This is a genomic window from Aquicoccus sp. (genome assembly GCF_041686535.1).
GTDB lineage: Bacteria > Pseudomonadota > Alphaproteobacteria > Rhodobacterales > Rhodobacteraceae > Aquicoccus.
The window spans coordinates 1-19119 of record NZ_JAWLDS010000061.1 but is presented as its reverse complement, the minus strand read 5'-3'; the positions used below and the strand labels follow the sequence as shown (position 1 = coordinate 19119).

Sequence of the window (19119 nt, the reverse complement as noted above, 5' to 3'; positions counted from 1 at the left end):
GACCATCGTCGCCATGACCCGTTCACCGGCCATGGTTTGTGCCACGTGGTTGGCGTGGCTGCCGGTGGTCCAGCCGCCTGCGGTGAAGCCGACGATGGCAACGACCATGCCGCCCAGCACTGCGCCGGTGAGTCCGGGGGAGCAGCCATTCTGGGGTATTCATGTCATATCCTTTTGCGGAACCGTGTGCGCATCTGTGGTGATCGTGGAACCCGCAGCCGGATCGTGATCACGGCCGAGGGCCTGTTTCAGGTCTGCGTTCGAAACGGGGCGCATTTCCGTTCGGCCCGGAGAGCGTGGGTTTCCGGTGACCTGCAGGAACGCGGCTTTCTGGCGGTAAGCCACGAATGTCAGCCCTTGCAGGCGCTCTTCCTCGACCACGAGGTCATATTCGCCAGCCGGAAGCAGTTCGTCAGACCCGGTTAGTGTGAAGTCATGCAAGAAGGTCAGTTTCGACCGTGTTGTCCGGGTCTCCATCGTCGGCTTCCCCCATATGTGCACGCGCCTTGGCGCAGGATGCGATGTTGGCGCGCCAGAAGAGCAAGAGGCTACGTGATGTGCGGTGACACTAGCCTGCCCGTGGCATCGGGAAACTGATCGAGGTTAGAAGGCGGGCGATTATTGGGCCCGACAGCGGGACGGGGCGCTTGGTCGAAAGCGGTGCAAGCGGGGTGCGGGAAGAGCGATTCCTTCATCGTGCCTGGGCGCGGGTCCAGGTGACGGCTTCGTGCAGAATTGTCTGCATGGCGCTGTCGAAGCCTCTGACCAGGGTGTTCGTGTCATCCGAAGGAGCGACGGCGGTCGCGGTGAAACGGCGGGATGCTGCGATGTGTCGATCGGATTCGCGGATCAGCGTCATCATGGCGCTGATCCGGATCGTCAGCTGCGCGGGGCTTGTTCCCGTGGGTTCGGCGTGAAATTCCTGCAACTCGGTCATCAGCGTGTAATCCGGCATCAGGCCGGCACCGGTGCGCCCGACCAGCCGAAAGCCGCCCGTGTTCTGGAACGATGTGACCAGCAAGCTTTGGACCAGTGCAGGGGCAGGTTCCGACCAGTTGCCATCCGGCAGATACTGGGCCTGAAACGGAACCGGCTTGATCAGGATACGGTCGCTTGCCAGGGCACCGGCCGAGCTTGGCAGTTCCACCACCAGGTGCCGACTGCCCGGTGCCGCGGCCGTGCCGGCCCCGACAGGTGACAGGGTGTAGGCGTCCATCGGGGTGCTGGCATCCGATATGGCGTTCAAGGCGCCGCAGCCCGACATGAGCGACAGCACCAGCGCAAACAGGACGGATCGGATTGGTTGCATTCGTTTCATCTCCTGTAACTCGGGGCCTGATCGCCCAGCAGGAAGCGTCCCGGGTCGCCGGCAATCCTGTTGGTCAGCGCATTGATGTTCGCCACCAGCGCACGCGCTTCCGTGGCCAGGGCGCCGAACTGTGGCAGGCCGTTTCGCGAAAACGTCTCGAAGCCCGCAGCCGACCGGCCGAGGGTGTCCACGGCGGTTTCGAGGCGCCGCACGATCCCCGGAATGTCATCCGCGATGACCGTGTTGGCGACGGCAAAAGCGCCCTGCGCATCGACGAGGGTGGCATCGGCCCGGGCGAGTGTTATTTCGGCACGGGCCATGAAGGCTTCGGTGCGTGATGCCATGGCGTCGATCCGGAGGGTCGCGTCTTCCACATTCTTCAGGATCTGGGTGATGGCCGCGCCGTTTTCCGGCGTGGTGAACGTCCGGATGTCGCGCATCAGCAAGATGGCCTCGGCCAGCAGATTGGGCGCATCGGCGATCAGGTCCTGCAAGACCGAGGGCCTCGACGCGATCACCGGCACATCGGCCGGTGGGACGGCTTCCAGCCTTGGGGCCCGCGCGCTTCCGCCTTCGAGCGCCACGAAGGCGACACCGGTCACACCCTGCGAGGCGAGTGTCGCCACCGTATCGACACGGATCGGGGTGCTGGCAAGTATCTCGATTCGCACGCGCACAAGCGCCGGGTCGTCGCGATCCAGCGCGATTGTCAGAACCTTGCCCACGTTGAACCCGTTATACTGGACCGCGCTGGCCTGCCCCAGCCCCGCGACCGTATCGAAAACGATGTCATACTGGGCATAGGTCCGGTCAAGCTGCACCTTGCCCAGCCAGAGGACGAACCCGAGAGCGGCCAGAAAGCTTGCAAGGGTGAAGATCCCCACAAGCACGTATCGCGCGCGCGTTTCCATCAGGTCGCCCCCGCCGCCGCTAGGGCGGCATGTGCACGGGGGCCATTGAAATAAGCATGAACCCACGGGTCGCTGACATGCAGCATCTCGGCCATGGTGCCCGCAACCAGCACTTTGCCCCCAGCCAGAACGGCGATCCGGTCACAGGTCGCGTGGAGCGTGTCGAGGTCATGCGTGACCAGAAACACCGTGAGCCCGAGTGCCCTTTGCAGCGCGATGATGAGCGCATCGAACTCGGAGGCTCCTATCGGGTCGAGGCCGGCGGTCGGCTCGTCCAGGAACACGATTTCGGGGTCCAGCGCGAGCGCCCGTGCCAGCCCGGCGCGTTTGCGCATGCCACCGGACAACTCGGATGGATAGAGGCCACCCGCCGTCGCGGGCAGGCCCACCATCGCAATCCGCAGGTCGGCCAGCGCCGTGCGGGTCTGTGCGTCGATCCCCAGCCGCTCGCGCATCGGGGCCTCGACATTTTCACGAACCGTTAGCGACGAGAATAGCGCCCCATCCTGGAACATGACGCCCCAGCGGTTCTGCACGGCATGCAGGTGGGCCGGATCGGCGGTCAGCACATCGGTGCCCAGGACCGTGATCTGCCCGGCGCTGGGCCGTTTCAGACCGACGATGCTGCGCAGCAGCACGGACTTGCCGGTTCCCGAGCCGCCAACCACGCCCAGCACCTCTCCGCGGAACACATCGAGGTTCAGCCCGTCATGCACCACCGTCGCGCCAAAGCGGGTGGTCAGGTCGCGGACGGAAATGAGCGGCTCTCCTGTCATCATATCCCCCATGTCGCGAAGAAGATCGAGAACAACGCATCCACGACGATGACCAGAAAGATCGCCACCACGACCGAGCGCGAGGTCTGATAGCCGAGCGATTCCGAATTGCCCTCGACCTGCATCCCCTGATGACACCCCACCAGGCCGATGATCACGGCAAAGACGGGTGCCTTGGAAAGGCCGATCAGCAGATGCGATACGTCCGTGTTGTTCAGAAGCTGGGTGCGGAACATCCCCGGCGAGATGCCCAGCTGGGTCCACGCCATCAACCCGCCGCCGATGAGCCCGGCCATGTTGGCAATGAACCCCAGAACCGGCAGCAGGATCACCAGCGCCAGCACGCGCGGCAGAACCAGAAGTTCGATGGGATCAAGCCCCAGAACGCGCATGGCGTCGATCTCCTCGCGCATCTTCATGGCGCCGATCGAGGCGGTGAAGGCCGATGCCGACCGCCCGGCGACGATGATCGCGGTCAGAAGGATGCCAAGCTCGCGCAGGATCGAAATCGCAATCAGGTCGACGACGAAGACCTCGGCGCCGAACTGGCGGAGCTGCGATGCCCCCTGAAAGGCCAGAACGATCCCGATCAGAAATCCCATCAGGGCCACGATGGGCACCGCGTTCAGCCCGGCCTGGTGCATGTGGTGGACAAGGGCCGTCACTCGGAACCGCGACGGATGCAGGATCGTCCATGCCAGTCGCATGACGACAAGCCCCAGGAATCCGAAGGCATTTGCGAATCCACCGGCAAGACCGCTGACAGCCGTGCCCAGTTCGGCCAGAAGATCGGTTGCCGAATGGTGCAATCGGCGCGGCGAAGGCCGCCCCCGCGCCGGGGGCATTGCCGCTTCCACGGTTTCGAGCAACAGGGTTTGTGCAGCACTTGCCCCGGTGACAGTGGCCGTTTGGCCGTTGTCCCGGGCATTCTCGCGGTAGCGCGCGACAAGCCACGCCCCGGCGGTATCAAGGGCCGTCACGGCGGACAGGTCAAGAACCGCACCCCGTGGCGCCGCATCAAGGCGGGTCCGGGTGTCCGGCAGGTTAGCCAGGGTTATGGGCCCGGCCAGGGCAATTGCCCGGGGGGCGTGGTCTGTTGCCTCAGTCGCCAACCCGAATGCCGTTTATGTTGCCCAGAAAGCCCAGGGCGCTCAGAAGCCACAGGATGACAGCGACCACGATGACCACGTTCAGTATGGATTTGATCTTGCGATCCATCGGGATGTAGGTGTTCACCAGCCACAGCAGAACACCGACGACGATGAGGGTGATGATCAGGTTGATAAGGGACATGTCCGGTTTCCTTGGAACTTGGGGTTATGCAAGGCCCGCGCGGAATCGCGCGCGTTCGCCGGGCGGCGCTTGGCCTTGAACTTGGCTGGAACTCTACAACCCCAGGCCGCCCTTGATACTGATCGGTGTTAGCGGGGGTTCAAGCACCGGGGTGAGACGGGCCGGGGCACGCTGATCTGCATCAGCGGCACACCGGGCGCGGTGGTCTATGAAGGCGTGAACGCGGTTTAGCGATCACGCTCCCCGCGCCGGTCGGCTCCATTCTGACCGGACGCGCAACCCCATGTTCCCTCGAAAGGACCAAACGCATGTCCAGAATGGATTACCTCCGAAATGGGGGAACCCCGTTCGATGGTTTCCTCTATGCCGATCTCGGCCAGGACCGGGCCGGGAACACCGTCAGTGTCCTGTCCGCGCTTGCACGTCTGGGTCTCGACCCGTGGGACGAGGCCGCGGACCTGGCTGCCCTGTCCAGAGAGGGAGCGTACAGCCGTCTCGGAGGGGTGCTGGCCCGGTTTTACGATGTCCCCTCGCTTGGACGCGATCCGGGCGCAACCATTCCACGGCTTGTCGACCTGCTGCCGAAGGCACCGGACCGGAAGACCACGCAGGGACTCGCCCCGCCAGCGGGTGCAAATGCGCTTGGGTTCGGCCCGATCCTTGCCGTGCTTCTGGTGGTTCTGTTTCTGGTGCAGACCTTCATTTTGGGGTCTGATGGAACCGGAGACTGAAGCGATCCGTCACGCCCGCAGCGCATTGCGCAAGAGCATCGCGGCCCCAACGACAACGCCAGCGATGCCAGCCAGCAGATACCACATCGTATTGCCCGTGAAGCGCCCGGTCAGGGCCTCGGACACTTGCTCGACTGGCGCGGTTGATGCGCGCCACGCGAAAAACAACAGCACCCCGCCAATGGCGAGGACGACCAGACCGATGATGCGTGATTGAGACATTGTGCTTTCCTTTTGAGGGGGTGAAAGGGGGGCTGGAGAAGAATGCCGCCAAGCCTTCCGCAAGCGGAATGTCCGCTGTCAGGACATCGCAAGAGCAGCCTATCTGGTTTCCCCGCTGCGACACTGACCTTGATCAGTCTGATCGTGATCGATTCGTCGTACCCTGCCTCAAGGATCGAACCAGCCGCCCTGACGGCTGACGGACCGGCCGTCGGCCCAGCTACGCGTCCGGCACTTTCCCGATCATCACCGCATCCTCAGGCTTTCAAACCCCGAATTGGACCCAGACATGAAACAGAACTCACTCAGATCGACTACGGCCATCGTGGTCGTGCTCTCGTTGATTCAGCCTGTTCCGGTGCTCGCGCAGCACGGCCAGGGCCAGCAATCGAGCGAAGTCGGCGATCAGCGCGGGATGGGTTGGTTCCGCCAACAGGCCGCTTCGCGCCCGCCCGAAGAAATCTGTGCAGAAGCAGGGATATCCGATGCGCAGGAGTGCGAGCTTTTCATCGAGAAGCTTGAATCTGCTGTCGAATCGGGCGATGCGATCGAGCCTGCGCCAACCCAGGCAACAGAGGCTGAGGCTGACGCAGAAGCTCAAGCCGAGGAAGAAGCTGAGGCAGAAGCTCAAGCCAAGGAAGAGGCCCAAGCGGAGGCCGAGGCAGAGGCCGAGGCGGAGGCAGAAGCAGAGGCAGAGGCAGAGGCCGACTCTCAAGATGAGGCCGACGAAGCCGCCCGCGAAGCCGCCGAGGCGGATGCTGATGCGGCCGCACAAGCGGCGGCCGACACGCTGGCGGACGCGGCAAATTCGGCAACCACGGCCGGTGCAGAAGCCGAAACCGGCACGCCGGAGGAAGTAACGTCCGAGGTTCTCACCGAGCAGACGAGCCGTTCCAGCAGCGAAGAGTTTCGTGACGAAAGCCAGGAGGAACAGTCAGACTCCGCGCCCGACACCGACGGAGAAGCCCCCGAAGCCAGCGCCACGGGTGACAGTGGCATGAGCGATCTTGAGCGCGCGGGCCTGCTTGCACTGGGTGCGGTCGTGGTCGGGGCGATTCTGTCCAACGGGCAGCGCGTTGCATCGCGCACCGGTGACAGGGTGATCGTGGTTGACGATGACGGCGCTTACAGTGTGCTGAAAGATGATGACGCCTTGCTGCGCACCCCCGGTTCGGAAGTGCGCACCGAACGCTTTGCCGACGGATCGACCCGAACGGTGGTCACCCGCGACGATGGCACGACCATCGTCACGGTGCGCGATGCCAATGGCCGCGCACTGCGGCGTGTGCGCGTCGAACCTGATGGTCGCGAATACCTGCTGATCGACGACACCCGCGACGTTCAGCCGGTGGTCATTCGCGATCTTCCACCCCCGATTCGCCAATCTGTTGATTACCAGACCGCCACCGACCGCGACACGCTGCGACAGGCTTTGCTGGCCGCAGACGAACGCGACATTGGCCGCAGTTTCAGCCTGCGACAGGTTCGCGACATCATCCAGGTGCGTGAACTGGCGCCTGAAATCAATCTGGCCGGCATCACCTTCGAGACGGATTCCGCGGCTATCCCCCCCGCTCAGGCAGAGCAACTGCGGGAAATGGGGCTATTGATGCGTGACCTCATTCGTGATGACCCCACCGAACTGTTTCTTGTCGAGGGTCATACCGACGCGATCGGTCGCCCGGGTTATAATCTGCTCTTGTCGGACCGGCGAGCGGAATCCGTGGCGCTGGCCTTTAACGAATATTTCGGCGTCAAGCCCGAGAACATGATCGTTCAGGGTTACGGCGAGGCTTTCCTGAAAATCCCGACCCAGAATGCCGAACGCCTGAACCGGCGCGTTGCGGTTCGCCGGATCACGACACTGGTGCAGCCCGACTGAACGCCGCCGCTCGGGTCGAGCGCAACACACCATTGCCAGCGGCGATCAGGTGCAAAGGAAAAGGCGGCTCGGGAAACCGGGCCGCCTTTCATCGAGAGTGCAGACCCGAGACTATCGGATCCGCTGATTGCTACGCAAGCTTACCGAACGATATAGACCACCCGGCGCTGTTCGCGCTCGACAAGAACCCGCGTGCCGTTGACATAGGCATAGTGGTATTCGCTCTCTGGAACTTCGGTCAGCGTCACAGCTTCGGGAATACCCGCGCCGACAACGACCTCACCGTCAAGATAGATCGGATCGAGCGGGTTCTCCCGCACATAGGTCGTGACGCGTTCATCCGGCGCAACCGCCGAGCCAATACCGGCTCCGAGACCGGCACCGATCACGGCACCCACGGGACCGCCGAGAATAGCACCCGCAAGTGCGCCGGTCACACTACCGCCGGCCGCGGAATCAGGGTCTTTCTCATAAGTGACGGTCTCGACGGCCAGCCGCTCGCGGTTGTCATAGATCGGTGACGCGACCATGGCCGTCAGGTAATCACCCGAAGCCCAGCCGTTGGTGTCCTCATAGGAAACGCGGCACCAGTTGGAGGCTTCGAGACAGCCATCGACCTTCACAGCCTGCGAAGCCGGAATCACGTTGACGATCTCATAAGACACGCCGGGACCCGCGCGCAGGTTCAGATCGGTGAAAGCGGTTGCTGATGTTTCAGCAAAGGCAGTCGAGGCAAGAAGCAGACCTGTCACGGTCGCGCCCAGTTTGAATGTCATGGACATTGTGTTTTCCTTTGTTGTCATCCGGCATTTTCGGAAATGCATATCCGTTCGGCAGACCACGCTATGGGCCACCAGGTGCTTTTCCGATGTCCGGATAACTGCTTTGCGAGAGAAAATTCGCTCGCGGAATGTCAGATTGCCATAGCTGCGCACATTGCGAGCTGACGCAAATCAGTATTCGAAGAATTGCTTCACGCGGCACGGATTGATCGTGGTTTCCACTCGCCCAAGACCGATCGCTTTTCAGTGGCGCGCGCGAAACTGATCCATGTTGTGGTCCACTTTCTGAAAACTGGTTTAATTGGATCAATGCGGTCGCACTCCGGTCCGCGGCAGAATGGTGGAAATTGAATGAACAATATTATCTACATTGTCGGCCTGATCGTGATTGTCGTTTTCGTCGTGGGCTTCCTCGGCTTCCGTTGACGAGACCGACATCTGCGCCCCTGTCACGCACCAGCCAAGCTGTGCGGGCAGAAGCAATCGTGACGTGAGCCCCGGCACTATCCGGTGCGACCAAAACTTTCCGGAGAGTTCCCATGAGCAATTCCAATGCAGCAGTTCGCAAGGACGCGCCACACAAAGACGACCTGAGCCATCAGATCGAAGCCCTGCGGGCGGATGTGTCGAAACTGATGGCCACCGTTTCAGACGATGTGTCCGAAGGTATCGGCCAGGCCGGTCGCCAGATCAGCCAGACAGGCCGTGACGCGCGCACAACGGCCACCAACACGGTGATCCAGCACCCCCTCGCGGCGGTAGGTATCGCCGCCGGTATCGGCTTGCTTCTGGGTCTGGTTGCCCGGAAAGGCTGAACTCACATGACCTTGGCGTTTTGGGAGCCAGTGCGGGATATCCTGCAAGCCACATCGCGGGATATCGGAAACCGGGCAAAAGCCGGGATCGCCAAGGCAATCCTCGCGGTCGTGGCGGCAGGTTTGCTGCTGTCGGCGGGGCTTGTAGCACTTGCGCAAGCGGTCGGTTACCCGATCGCGGCGCTGGTGTTTGCCGCTGTCTTTGCGTTGCTGGCAGTGGTCGCCCATCTGATCGGTCGCGCGCTTTCCCGACGGCAGGCGCATCGGATCGCCCACGCGAAAAGCCGCGCCGAGGCCGACCTTGCCCTTGCAACCTCGGTCGCCCGATCAACGCTTCCACTCTTGCCGGTTGTGGCTTTCGTGGTTGCCTTTGCGCTGGGGCGGCGAAAGTAAGTTGCCTGCCGGTTCTGGCGTCGCGGGGAAAGGGGCGCCGCGCATGAAGAAACCCTGCCCAACAGCCCGAACACTCGGGAAAGGAGCACCGAACATGGGCAAGGACTGCGTCAAGGGAAGCGCAAAAAAGATCGAGGGATCGTCGAAGAAAATCCTCGGCAAGCTTTCCAACGACCCCGAACTCGAGGCCGAGGGCAAGATCAAGAAGGCCGAAGGTGCCATCCAGAAGGCATTTGGCAAGGTGAAAGACGCCCTGCGCACAGACTGACACCCGACCATTCACGATCTCCGCGAAAGGAAGACACGCATGGAAAAGAACCGAAAGAAGAAAGCCGCCGGCACCGGATCGAAAGGGGCCAAGCCCCAGAGTGATTACAAGGCGCGCGCGTCCGAAGGCAAGACGAGCCAGGCAGACAGCAAGTTTCAAAAGCAAATCGGCAAGGCGAAGGATACCCTGCGCAAGGGTTGAGCTTCGCCTTTCGATGGCCTCGCCGTGGTGTCCCTCTTGCGGCGGGGCTACTTTTCATGAATTTACAGCCTCCCCCGTGTGTGGCGACAGGCCTTCGCAATGGGTTTGCGGGCCGCGAACATGACCGGGGGGGCGCGGACTGCGCGTATCAATGCGCCGTGGTCAAAGGGCATGTCGGCCGATCCATGTTTGGCCTAAGTCCAGCTTCACCTCCGGCGCACGGAGTTCCCGCCAGCCAGAATTCCGTTGATGAGTGCCACGACCGCGGCATGCATTTCTGCCTGGTCGGCATGGTCGGCGAATTCATGTGCTGCTGCTGCATCGCGAAGTATCCCCACGATCTCTTTTTCCGGCAGGATATTTCGATCATTCAGCGCCAGAAGCAGCGACTCGCAAATGGAGAGAGCGGCGGTTCCGGAAATGTCGTTGAGGACGGGCATGAGCGGTTTCGCTTTCTGTTGCAGGGAGGAAGTAAATCGGAACGTCTCGTGATCATAGGCCCGATCTGTTAGACTGGGCTGATACAAAGCAGCGTAAGGCACAAGTTTTGCGGCTATTCAAAATGGAATGTGGCGTGAAATCGATCCCAGTTGGAAAGAAACATGTTGATCCAGAAAGGCCCGTTGACACGAAAACTGTCCGCGTTTGTCGCCTTGTCAGGTGACGATCTTGAAACGCTTGCCCGCTTTCACCGGCGCAGGCGGACGTTTCAGGCGGGGCATGAACTGATCCATGAAGGCGAAACGCACCAGTCTGCGTTCATCCTCGCCGAAGGCTGGGCCTGCTCCTACAAGATTCTGCCCGATGGCGAGCGGCAGATCGTGGATTTCCAGATTCCGGGGGATTTTCTGGGGCTGCGCAGCGTCCTGTTCCGCACCACGGACCACACCGTCGAAGCCGTGACCTGCGTCGAAGCCTCCGAGGTTCTGACCTCTGATATTTTCGACGGGTTTGCGACGGCCCCGCGCCTTGCCATGGCCGTTCTGTGGGCGGCGTCGCGCGACGAGGCGATGGTGGTGGAGCACCTGGTCAGCGTTGGCCGCCGCTCGGCGGACGAGCGCATGGCGCATCTTCTGTTGGAACTGGGGGCAAGGCTGCTGCTGGTGGGCATCGGCGACAAGACGGGTTTTGACTGCCCGTTGACGCAATACCATCTGGCCGACGCGCTGGGGCTTAGTGCGGTGCATGTGAACCGCGTGCTGCGCCACCTGCGCGAAGAGGGATTGGTGACGTTCCAGAAGGGACGGGTCGATTTCGACGATCTGCCGCGGCTGATCGAGCTTGCAGGCTTCGATCTTGATTATCTGGACCAGGACGGGCCATTGCTGCGCTGAAACGGTTCAGGAAAGGCTTGTTATCTGAAGCGTCGCCAATGTCCCCGGAGCACAACGCGCATCGTCGTTTCCTGATCTGTCCGAAATGACGAAGCACCGCATCGGCCATCCGAGGCTTTTTAGGGCGGTACGGTACTTCGCCGTTACTCGGTACCAACATTCGACAGCAAGATTCGGTGCCGCCAACCCTGAACATGCACCAGTTGCGCGGGGGCGGGACTGATGCAGGTTGTTGCCTGTGGTCTTTTTTCCAAGCGCGGTGTCACCAAGAGCATGAAACGGGCGCGGGATCACCCCGGCCCGTTCCATGACAACAAGAGGCAAAGAGGGTCAGCTTGTTGGCGTGATCACGATTTCAACCCGGCGGTTCTCGGCGCGCCCGGCGCTACTGGTATTGGAGGCGATCGGCTCATAAAAGCCGCGCCCTGAAACCACGATCCGGTTGGCGCTGGTTCCGTTGCTGATCAGCACCCGTGCCACGGCCAATGCACGTTCCTGGCTGAGTTGATTGTTGAAGGCCGCGGTCCCGACATTGTCGGTATGGCCGACAACGCGGACTGCGGAGTTGGGATGGCGGCGCAAACTGTCCGAAACCGCCCGCAATGCCGGCCGGAAGCCGGGATCGACGACCGATGAGCCGGTGCGGAAGGTCACTGAATCGGGCAGGATAACCCGCAGATCGTTGCCGGTATTCGTGATTTCGGCGCCGCTCCCGGCAAGGGACTGGCGCAATTCGCGCTCCTGTGCAGCCATGTGCGCCCCGGCGGCCCCACCAATAGCGGCCCCGAGCGCCCCGCCGATCAAGGCCCCGCGCGTGTCGCCCCCGATCGCCTGCCCTGCTGCCGCGCCGGTCAGGCCACCGACGACGGCACCTGTGCCGGTTTGATTGGCGGTCCCGTCAGGATACGTGCATCCCGCAAGGATCGAAACCGAGAGAACGCCTATTGCAATTGTCTTTCCATGATAACCCATCGTTTGTGTCCTTCCAAAGGTGTCGCCTGCACAGGAACTGCCAGGCCGTCACACCGAACCCCGGTCAGCATGCCATCAAGCGTCATTCACGTTGCTGATCCAGGTTATCTTAGAAGCACTTTCCGTCTCATGGGCGCGCTTGAGTTTTGCCATCCTGCCCATCAGCCCATGATACTCCGGGACCGTTCGATCCGTCATCAAGGACAGCGACCCGGAAACGGTTACTCGGTGCACACCCTTGGGTGACCACCTCATGCGGTGGCGCTTAGCCATACGGGTGCTTCCGATGTCATCCAGGCAGCCCCACCTCGGGACGAAAGAGATTGCAAAACCGGTTCGGTGACGCCAGCCATGATCGGTCAGGTATCCATGTTGTTCGTAAGACATTTGTTTGGAGTTCTCGACACTGCGCGTGCCCTTCTGGAGCCGCGTCACGCACTGCGGGATCATCTTTGCAAAGGTGGCGACGTTCCCGGGCGCGAAGGCATGCCTTCGTTTTCGGCGGCCTGGATTGACGTGTTGTCCCGTATCCTTTGGCTTTCCGTTTTCGGTTCCAGTATATCCCTGTCGGACTGGAACGTCTGGCGTCCCAAGTAGAGATGCCGCAAATGCGCCTCGGAGACGCCGTCAGCCTTCATCACGAGGCGCACCATTGGATCGGCCAGCATCCCTTCCAGAAAAAAGTCGGAAAACGCCCTGCCCGTCAGCTTGTCTCTGGCCCGTGCATGGTCGAGGTCGGCAAGGGAAAGCGTCAAGGTTCGCGCAAGCCCGGGATGCGATATCCGGGGATGAAGCTTCACCAAGACGGAGGCTTTCCAGGCTTCGGGATCCTGTTGATCAGGGGGTGAAACCAATTCCGTTTCGATCTCGTACTCTCCTGCCGGGAGCGTCTCGGCAAAGCCCGGAACGGTAAACGGTCGGGAAAAGACCGCAATGGTATTGCTCGTCAGATCTTCCATTGGTGTGATCCTTTCCCTTGTCGCTGCGGGTGATCCGCGCCCCTCATTCAAGTATTGGGGGCGCGGCTTGGGCACCGCTCAAGATGTCTTGGGTTGCGACGGCGCTTCGTTCCCGGCGGCCTTGGGTCCGTTCTCCTTGGCGGGGGTCTCAGCGGTTTTGGCGGGCTTTGGCTTCATTGCGGCCGCAGCCCTGGCGGTCAGGTCATTGAAAGACATGTCATCGATCCTTTGATTTTCCGGCGCCAACTTCTCGTCCATGCCGGACCGGGATACTTGGCTTCGGTACTACCCATATGGGGACGGGCGACCCGATTTACGATGGCGCACCACAAAGGAAACCAAGATCAAAGCAGTTCGTCAGTCCAGACCTTGAATTCCGTCAGCGCGCATTGACCGAATGTCCAAATCAGCGGCATCGCGGTCCCGCTTGCTCAGATTCCTCGCAAACCGCTGGAATGGTCGCCAGCCTGCCGATCCTGGCTGCGCGCTGGTCTTTCGCGGGACTTCAGTCGAATTCACTTCGACCCGACATGCCTTTGCGTCGTTTCCTGCGCTTCAACCCGGTGTCATGATCCTGTTTCCGGCCGGTGACTTTCAAGTGATAAACAACGATTTCCTGCTCAAGGCGCAGGCCGTGCTTGCATGTCGTTGCATGGCGGGCTCGTTTGGGGGCAAGACAGAGAGAGGTTTTCGCCATGCTTGCAAGTTGGCCGATCCCGGCGTTGCTGTTCGCCTTCACGCTTGCCGCGCTTGTCGTCCTGGTGAGCGGTCTGCGGATGACCTCTCTGGTGGATCGGCTTGCAGACCGAATGGGCATTGGCGAAGCGATAGCGGGGGCTGTTCTGCTCGGGGCGGCGACCTCCTTGAGTGGGACGATCGTGTCGATCACTGTCGCGCTCGATGGTCAGGCCTCGATGGCTTATGCGAACAGCATCGGCGGCATTGCCGCCCAGACGGCCTTTCTGGCGATCGCGGACGTGGCCTATCGCAGGGCCAATCTCGAACATGCCGCAGCCGATCTGGCCAATATTTTCCAGGCCATTACCCTCATCGTTCTGCTGACCTTGCCGCTTCTGGCGGGCGCGCTGACCGAGTTCACCATCGTTGCCATCCATCCCGTCTCGCTGGTGATTCCGGTGATCTATGTCGGGGCTCTGGTTGCGACCCGTGCCTTGCGCGAAGCGCCGATGTGGCGCCCCGTCAACACCCGCGACACCCGCAACGACACGCCGGAACGCGAGAGCGCGGCGGCACGTCAGATCACCACCCTGCGACTTTTCCTGCACTTCCTTCTGCTGATGCTGCTCATGGGGATCGCCGGTTGGACGATCGCAAAGACCGCCGGTTCGATCACGGCCCGTCTGGCGCTTTCCGAGACATTGGTGGGGGCGCTGGCGACGGCCGTGGTGACGTCGATGCCCGAGCTGGTGACCACGATCGCGGCGGTGCGCCGCGGCGCGCTGCAACTGGCCGTGGGCGGGATCATCGGTGGCAACACCTTCGATACCCTGTTCCTGACCGCGGCCGATATCGCCTATCGCGACGGCTCGCTCTACCATGCGGCGACGGTGAGCGACCAGTTCTGGACCCTTACGGCGATCCTGATGACCGGAATACTCCTGAGCGGGCTGATACTGCGTCAACGCAACGGGCCGGGCGGTATCGGCGTCGAAACCATCGCGATACTTGTCGTATATGCCGGCGCCATCACGTTTCAGGTCATGGGCGCGACGGGCGGATAGGCGTCCGGCCCCCCCCGGGCAAGCCACGTCTGTGGGATCACCGTCCGCTCCCGGTTCCACGGGATCGTCCCGCGCGCCTTTCAGGTGGCTGGCGAACGACGCGCTGGCGGGATTGTCACGTCGCCTCCATGTTGCCGACCAGTATGCCGGTCATGGCGAGGTCAACGGCGCCCGACAACGCAGCGAATTCGATCCCTTCCTCGTAGGCGATACTGCCGTCGTCCTGCACCACACCGTCCCAGTCGGTTTCCGCATCGAGGAACACCCAGCGCGGGGCGTGGTCGCCGTCCAATCCGATTGCCGTGCGCAGGATTTCCAGCGCGTCCTCGGCGGTCACCCGCGCGTCGCCGTCGATATCGGCCGCGATGTGGTTCTGCGGCGTCGCCGGTCCGAAGCCGGGTTCCAGATTCACGGCCAGTCGGAGCACATCGAGCGCATCTTCGGTCGTGATCTCGCGTTCGGTTGCCGGATCAACGGGGCGCGTGGCCTCCAGCCGGCCGCCGGTTCCCTCGGCCAGCGTGAAATCGAACGCGCCGCTTGCGTCGCTGGTGGCGGTCTGGTCGGGCAGGCCCTCGGCTTGCAAGCTCAGCGTGACCCCGTCCATGGCATCGCCCTGCAGGTCGGATACCCGGCCCGAGAGCGTGATGTCCACGTCCAGTCCGGCCACCGGTTCCGTCGCCTCGCTGGTCACGCTTTCGGAATACCCGTCGCCATCGGTGTAGCTGACCCGCAGTTGCAAGGTGCTGCCGACATCGGCAGCCGTTGTCTCATAGCTTGACGAGGTGGCGCCGGAAATCGTCGTCTCGTCGCGCAGCCACTGGAATGACAGCGTGCCGAGTCCGTTGGTGTCATCGAGCGTGCTGGTATCCGCTGTCAGGGTCTCTCCCTCGATGGCGTCCCCCATGATCACGACGCTCCCGGTCGGTGGCGAATTGGGAACGTCGTCCTCGAGAATCGTGCCGGTGGCGGAAAACCCGGTGCCGCTGAACACCTGGGACGTGTCGGGCGCGAAGTTCAGCAGGAACTCCCTTGACGAGGGCCCGACCTCGGTGTTGCCGATCACCGGAACGAATACCGTTGCCGAGATCTGGCCCGGTTCGAAGGTGAGCGTGCCCGAGGTGGCGACATAATCGCTGCCCGCCCGCGCGGTAAGGTCCGCGGTGTTGTAGTCGACTTCGATGGCTGTTTCTGAAGGGCGTGAAAGCCGCAGCTCAAAGACGGCCGGCGCGGTGCCGCTGTCGCCTTCGGGCACTGTCACATCCGGCACATAGATCGCCCGATCCTCGGGCGCGCCGTCGTCGTCCAGAATCCAGCCGACCGCAGTCAATTCCCGGGTGCCGCCGGCCAGAACGGCGCCGACAGGATCGGACAGGATCATTTGCAGGGCTTCGTCGACTTCGTCGTCGTCATCACGTGTGGTTCGGATGTTGATCCAGGCGGTCGTCTGTCCAGCCTCGAACGTCAATGTTCCCTCGGTGGCGGGTTGGAACCTCCCGAAGTCTTCGTCTTGCGCAGTGCCAGGCACCGCGCGGTAATCGATACTCACGGTGCCTGTCGAAGGCTCCGAAAGCGCGACGACAAACCGCTGCATACCCTGGTCAGATAATAGATCCGAGGTGTCGCGTTCGCGGGACCATGCGTCGTTGATCGAAATTGTGCGTAGCCCGGCATCGTCGTCGATAATTGTTGCCGTTCCCACGGTGCCGTCGCTGCCCGAGTGGATCGCGGAAATGCCCGACGTATCGCCGATCAGGAAGAATGTCTCGGTTGGTTCGACCACTTCATCGCCCAGCACATCGACAAACGCGACCGCCCGGGTCTGGCCCGGAGCGAACGTGAATGTGCCGTTCGCTTCCGTGAAGTCCTCACCGGCGCGTGCCGTGTTTGATGCCGTGGCCCATGGCACCTGGATGGTTGCGTCGGACGGGCGCGAAAGCTCCGCCTCGAAAAGTGCGGTTGTTGTTCCCGAATCTCCTTCAAGCACAACCGGATCGGAAATTCGAAAGGCGCGATCATCGGTTGAGCCGTCATTGTCCAGTATCCACCCGGTGGCCCGCACTGTCGGGCCATCACCTGCAAGCGTGGCCCCGCCGGTCGGGTCGAACAGTTCGAGCTCGAAGAATTCGTCCGTTTCGTCCAGATCATCCACCATCGTTGCGATTTCGACGGTCTTGACTGTTTCGCCGGGCGCGAATTCCAAGGTTCCGGAAACCGGATCGAACCGCTTGTCGAAATCGTCATTCTCGGCTGCAGTGCCTTGTCGGGTTCTGTATTCTACGGTCACCGTCCCGACGGACGCCTCGGCCATGGTGACTTCGAATTTCATCACACCTTGATCCGACAAAAGGTTGAAAGTGTCTCGCTCTTCCACGCTTGTCGATTGAACATCAATTTCCATTAATACATTCCCTCAGTTAAATAGGTTGACGAAGAGGATAGCGCACCTTTCGAAGAAATTCGATTCTTTCCTGTTCAGCCTGCGAGCGGGAAAATCCTTGGCATGATATTGCAACACCCCGAATGGATGGCTGCGCTCATGGAGTTTTCGAAGGGGCGCCGGTATCCGCCTTTGAGGTATTCCGACCGCCAAGGGGGGCAATCCGGCGATGCCCTCTCGACAGGCTCGTTTCGAGGCGCTAGCTACCCGGCAATCGGGTCAAGCAATCGTGGGCGGCAAGGATGGGTTTCTTTCGGCTTCTTCTGATCGCGGGATGCGTCCTGCTTGCGGCCTGTGCCGAACCGGCGCCGCCGGAAGAGGCCGAAATTGCCGACCTCGCCCGCGCGATCCGCGCGCTCGACACGCGCGTCGATCCTGTTGAAGCGGAGCGGGCCGCACAGATCGCCTATTTCTATCCGCTGCAACTGGCCCGCGAATACGAGGTCAGCGACCCGCCGCTGATCCACAACACCAAGGTCAACATGGGATCGCGCCCGCGAGGGCTGTGTTGGCACTGGGCCGAGGACATGGAGCGGCGGCTCAAGCAGGAAGGGTTCGAAACGCTCGTCATTCACCGCGCCATCGCGAATTCCGACACGCTTTTGCGGATCGACCATTCCACGGCGATCGTCGCGGCCAAGGGGGAGGACATGTATGACGGGATCGTGGTTGACCCGTGGCGCAAGGGCTATGGCCGGTTGACATGGATGCCCACGCTTGAGGACCGTCAGTACAAGTGGAAGCCCCAACAGGAGGTGCTGGCGACGAGACGCGAAGAGCGCGTCGAAGGCTGACGTCGGCGCTGGGTGGCGGAACGTCACCCGCTGCCGATCAGGACGCCCGCCGCGAACACCAGTGCGCCGCCCAGAACCACCTGGAACGCCGCGCGGAAGAACGGTGTTTGCATGTACCTGTTCTGTATCCAGGCAATCGCCCAGAGTTCGATGAACACGACGATCATTGCGATGATCGTCGCGGTCCAGAAATCGGGGATCAGATAGGGCAGGGCATGGCCGAGCCCGCCGATTGTTGTCATCATGCCGCTGGCGAAACCGCGTTTGACCGGGCTGCCGCGCCCCGAGATTTCGCCATCATCGCTGGCTGCCTCGGTGAACCCCATCGAAATCCCGGCCCCGACCGACGCGGCGAGGCCGACGATGAGGGTCGTGTGCGTGTCCTGCGTGGCAAAGGCGGTGGCAAAGATGGGCGCGAGGGTGGAAACCGAGCCGTCCATCAGGCCGGCCAACCCCGGTTGCACCCATGTCAGGACGAACTGCCGATAGGCGCTACGGCTTTCCTTGTCCCGTGTCGCGTCGTCCAGATGCTCCTGTTCGAGCTGTTCGGCGGTGTGTTGGTGTCCGGCCTCGGCCGCGGCCAGATCGCCGAGCAGTTTGCGGGTAGCCGCGTCCTCGACTCGCTTGGCTGCGGCGAGGTAGAAACGCTCGGCGTCGCGTTCCATGGCGCTGGCTTCATCCCTGATCCGCTCCAGCCCGAGATTCTCGATGAGCCAGACCGGGCGCCGGGCATAGTATCCTGCGACATGCTCGCGCCGGATCAGGGGGATCACATCCCCGAAACGCTGCGTGAACAGTTCGATCAGGCGCTGCCGGTGCCTGTCTTCCTCGGCGGCCATGCCCTCGAATACTCGCGCGGTATCGGGATAATCCGCGGCAAGGCGCGATGCGTAGCTGCGATAGATCTTGGCATCATCCTCTTCCGAGGAAATCGCTAGGGCGAGGATTTCCTGCTCGCTCAGATCCGAGAAATGCCGACGCTGGGTAAAGAAGCGCATGTCGAACTCCCGTGCCTGGTCATGATGCGAACGCTATGTGGAGCGCGCGGCCGGCACAAGCAGACATAATGATCTTGCCGCAGCTGAACCAGCCGGTTTAGTATGGGGCGGGCAAGTGGGAGATCGCAAGTGGGGGCGCAGGCCGAAATCAATCGCAGCGGGCGCAAGTTCGATCAGGTTCTTGAAGGCGCGCGCAAGGTTTTCATGGCCGACGGTTTCGAGCGTGCCAGCGTTGACGACATCGCGCGTGCGGCCGGCGTGTCGAAGGCCACGCTCTACAGCTATTTCCCTGACAAGGCC

Annotated in this window: 24 protein-coding genes; 10 read left to right on the top strand and 14 right to left on the bottom strand. The window is 62.0% G+C overall.

What is annotated here, in order from left to right; genetic code table 11:
• Positions 1 to 159: 159 nt before the first annotated feature.
• From ACESL9_RS12425 to ACESL9_RS12400, 6 genes are all read right to left on the bottom strand, one after another.
• Positions 160 to 477 carry a hypothetical protein gene (locus tag ACESL9_RS12425; protein WP_372674908.1) on the bottom strand — a complete coding sequence of 106 codons (318 nt, stop codon included), beginning with the start codon at positions 475 to 477 and terminating at the stop codon, positions 160 to 162.
• A gap of 214 nt (positions 478 to 691) precedes the next feature.
• Complete coding sequence (locus ACESL9_RS12420) at positions 692 to 1309, bottom strand: ABC-type transport auxiliary lipoprotein family protein (RefSeq protein WP_372674907.1); 618 nt, start codon at positions 1307 to 1309, stop codon at positions 692 to 694.
• 5 nt (positions 1310 to 1314) lie between these two features.
• The gene (locus ACESL9_RS12415) at positions 1315 to 2220 is read right to left on the bottom strand and encodes an MlaD family protein (RefSeq protein WP_372674906.1); all 906 of its coding nucleotides are present in this window, start codon (positions 2218 to 2220) and stop codon (positions 1315 to 1317) included.
• Complete coding sequence (locus tag ACESL9_RS12410; RefSeq protein ID WP_372674905.1) at positions 2220 to 2996, bottom strand: ABC transporter ATP-binding protein; 777 nt, start codon at positions 2994 to 2996, stop codon at positions 2220 to 2222. The genes ACESL9_RS12415 and ACESL9_RS12410 overlap by 1 nt, the downstream gene beginning before the upstream one ends.
• Positions 2996 to 4072 (bottom strand): ABC transporter permease, encoded by a 1077-nt coding sequence (locus tag ACESL9_RS12405; RefSeq protein WP_372674909.1) that lies wholly within the window; start codon positions 4070 to 4072, stop codon positions 2996 to 2998. Before ACESL9_RS12405 ends, ACESL9_RS12410 begins: the two co-directional genes overlap by 1 nt.
• Positions 4073 to 4097: 25 nt before the next feature.
• Positions 4098 to 4289 carry a Thivi_2564 family membrane protein gene (locus ACESL9_RS12400; RefSeq protein WP_372674904.1) on the bottom strand — a complete coding sequence of 64 codons (192 nt, stop codon included), beginning with the start codon at positions 4287 to 4289 and terminating at the stop codon, positions 4098 to 4100.
• A gap of 308 nt (positions 4290 to 4597) precedes the next feature.
• Between ACESL9_RS12400 and ACESL9_RS12395 the strand changes: the two genes are divergently transcribed.
• On the top strand, positions 4598 to 5020 hold the full coding sequence (locus ACESL9_RS12395; RefSeq protein ID WP_372674903.1) for a hypothetical protein: 423 nt from the start codon (positions 4598 to 4600) through the stop codon (positions 5018 to 5020).
• A gap of 9 nt (positions 5021 to 5029) precedes the next feature.
• On the opposite strand, the gene ACESL9_RS12390 is transcribed toward ACESL9_RS12395, so the two are convergent.
• A complete protein-coding gene (locus ACESL9_RS12390; RefSeq protein ID WP_372674902.1) occupies positions 5030 to 5242 on the bottom strand; it encodes a DUF3185 family protein in 213 nt (70 codons plus the stop codon).
• A 289-nt stretch (positions 5243 to 5531) separates the two neighbouring features.
• Between ACESL9_RS12390 and ACESL9_RS12385 the strand changes: the two genes are divergently transcribed.
• Positions 5532 to 7124: an OmpA family protein gene (locus tag ACESL9_RS12385; protein WP_372674901.1), complete on the top strand. Its 1593-nt coding sequence runs from the start codon at positions 5532 to 5534 to the stop codon at positions 7122 to 7124.
• Between the two features lie 140 nt (positions 7125 to 7264).
• Here ACESL9_RS12385 and ACESL9_RS12380 read toward each other — a convergent pair whose 3' ends face one another.
• A complete protein-coding gene (locus ACESL9_RS12380; protein WP_372674900.1) occupies positions 7265 to 7906 on the bottom strand; it encodes a DUF1236 domain-containing protein in 642 nt (213 codons plus the stop codon).
• Between the two features lie 539 nt (positions 7907 to 8445).
• On the opposite strand from ACESL9_RS12380, the gene ACESL9_RS12375 reads away from it, so the two are divergent.
• The 4 genes from ACESL9_RS12375 to ACESL9_RS12360 all read left to right on the top strand — a co-directional run bounded on the left by ACESL9_RS12375 (position 8446) and on the right by ACESL9_RS12360 (position 9583).
• A complete protein-coding gene (locus ACESL9_RS12375; RefSeq protein WP_372674899.1) occupies positions 8446 to 8721 on the top strand; it encodes a YqjD family protein in 276 nt (91 codons plus the stop codon).
• A gap of 6 nt (positions 8722 to 8727) precedes the next feature.
• Positions 8728 to 9114, top strand: a complete 387-nt coding sequence (locus ACESL9_RS12370; protein WP_372674898.1) for a hypothetical protein — start codon at positions 8728 to 8730, stop codon at positions 9112 to 9114.
• Between the two features lie 94 nt (positions 9115 to 9208).
• A complete protein-coding gene (locus tag ACESL9_RS12365; protein ID WP_372674897.1) occupies positions 9209 to 9382 on the top strand; it encodes a CsbD family protein in 174 nt (57 codons plus the stop codon).
• Between the two features lie 39 nt (positions 9383 to 9421).
• On the top strand, positions 9422 to 9583 hold the full coding sequence (locus ACESL9_RS12360; RefSeq protein WP_372674896.1) for a hypothetical protein: 162 nt from the start codon (positions 9422 to 9424) through the stop codon (positions 9581 to 9583).
• A gap of 206 nt (positions 9584 to 9789) precedes the next feature.
• Here the strand turns inward: ACESL9_RS12360 and ACESL9_RS12355 are convergent, their stop codons facing one another.
• A complete protein-coding gene (locus ACESL9_RS12355; RefSeq protein WP_372674895.1) occupies positions 9790 to 10023 on the bottom strand; it encodes a hypothetical protein in 234 nt (77 codons plus the stop codon).
• Between the two features lie 162 nt (positions 10024 to 10185).
• Here ACESL9_RS12355 and ACESL9_RS12350 point away from each other — a divergent pair, with 162 nt between their 5' ends.
• Complete coding sequence (locus tag ACESL9_RS12350) at positions 10186 to 10917, top strand: Crp/Fnr family transcriptional regulator (protein ID WP_372674894.1); 732 nt, start codon at positions 10186 to 10188, stop codon at positions 10915 to 10917.
• A 330-nt stretch (positions 10918 to 11247) separates the two neighbouring features.
• On the opposite strand, the gene ACESL9_RS12345 is transcribed toward ACESL9_RS12350, so the two are convergent.
• From ACESL9_RS12345 to ACESL9_RS12335, 3 genes are all read right to left on the bottom strand, one after another.
• Positions 11248 to 11889: an OmpA family protein gene (locus ACESL9_RS12345; RefSeq protein WP_372674893.1), complete on the bottom strand. Its 642-nt coding sequence runs from the start codon at positions 11887 to 11889 to the stop codon at positions 11248 to 11250.
• 446 nt (positions 11890 to 12335) lie between these two features.
• Complete coding sequence (locus ACESL9_RS12340; RefSeq protein ID WP_372674892.1) at positions 12336 to 12848, bottom strand: hypothetical protein; 513 nt, start codon at positions 12846 to 12848, stop codon at positions 12336 to 12338.
• A gap of 78 nt (positions 12849 to 12926) precedes the next feature.
• Positions 12927 to 13106, bottom strand: coding sequence for a hypothetical protein (locus tag ACESL9_RS12335; protein WP_372674891.1), 180 nt, complete (start codon positions 13104 to 13106; stop codon positions 12927 to 12929).
• A 437-nt stretch (positions 13107 to 13543) separates the two neighbouring features.
• Here ACESL9_RS12335 and ACESL9_RS12330 point away from each other — a divergent pair, with 437 nt between their 5' ends.
• The gene (locus tag ACESL9_RS12330) at positions 13544 to 14590 is read left to right on the top strand and encodes a sodium:calcium antiporter (RefSeq protein ID WP_372674890.1); all 1047 of its coding nucleotides are present in this window, start codon (positions 13544 to 13546) and stop codon (positions 14588 to 14590) included.
• 115 nt (positions 14591 to 14705) lie between these two features.
• Here the strand turns inward: ACESL9_RS12330 and ACESL9_RS12325 are convergent, their stop codons facing one another.
• The gene (locus tag ACESL9_RS12325) at positions 14706 to 16988 is read right to left on the bottom strand and encodes a Calx-beta domain-containing protein (protein ID WP_372674889.1); all 2283 of its coding nucleotides are present in this window, start codon (positions 16986 to 16988) and stop codon (positions 14706 to 14708) included.
• 281 nt (positions 16989 to 17269) lie between these two features.
• On the opposite strand from ACESL9_RS12325, the gene ACESL9_RS12320 reads away from it, so the two are divergent.
• Complete coding sequence (locus tag ACESL9_RS12320; RefSeq protein WP_372674888.1) at positions 17270 to 17821, top strand: hypothetical protein; 552 nt, start codon at positions 17270 to 17272, stop codon at positions 17819 to 17821.
• 23 nt (positions 17822 to 17844) lie between these two features.
• Here ACESL9_RS12320 and mbfA read toward each other — a convergent pair whose 3' ends face one another.
• Positions 17845 to 18819, bottom strand: coding sequence for an iron exporter MbfA (gene mbfA, locus ACESL9_RS12315; protein ID WP_372674887.1), 975 nt, complete (start codon positions 18817 to 18819; stop codon positions 17845 to 17847).
• Positions 18820 to 18921: 102 nt separating this feature from the next.
• On the opposite strand from mbfA, the gene ACESL9_RS12310 reads away from it, so the two are divergent.
• The coding region (locus tag ACESL9_RS12310; RefSeq protein ID WP_372674886.1) for a TetR/AcrR family transcriptional regulator at positions 18922 to 19119 on the top strand (198 nt) is incomplete at its 3' end.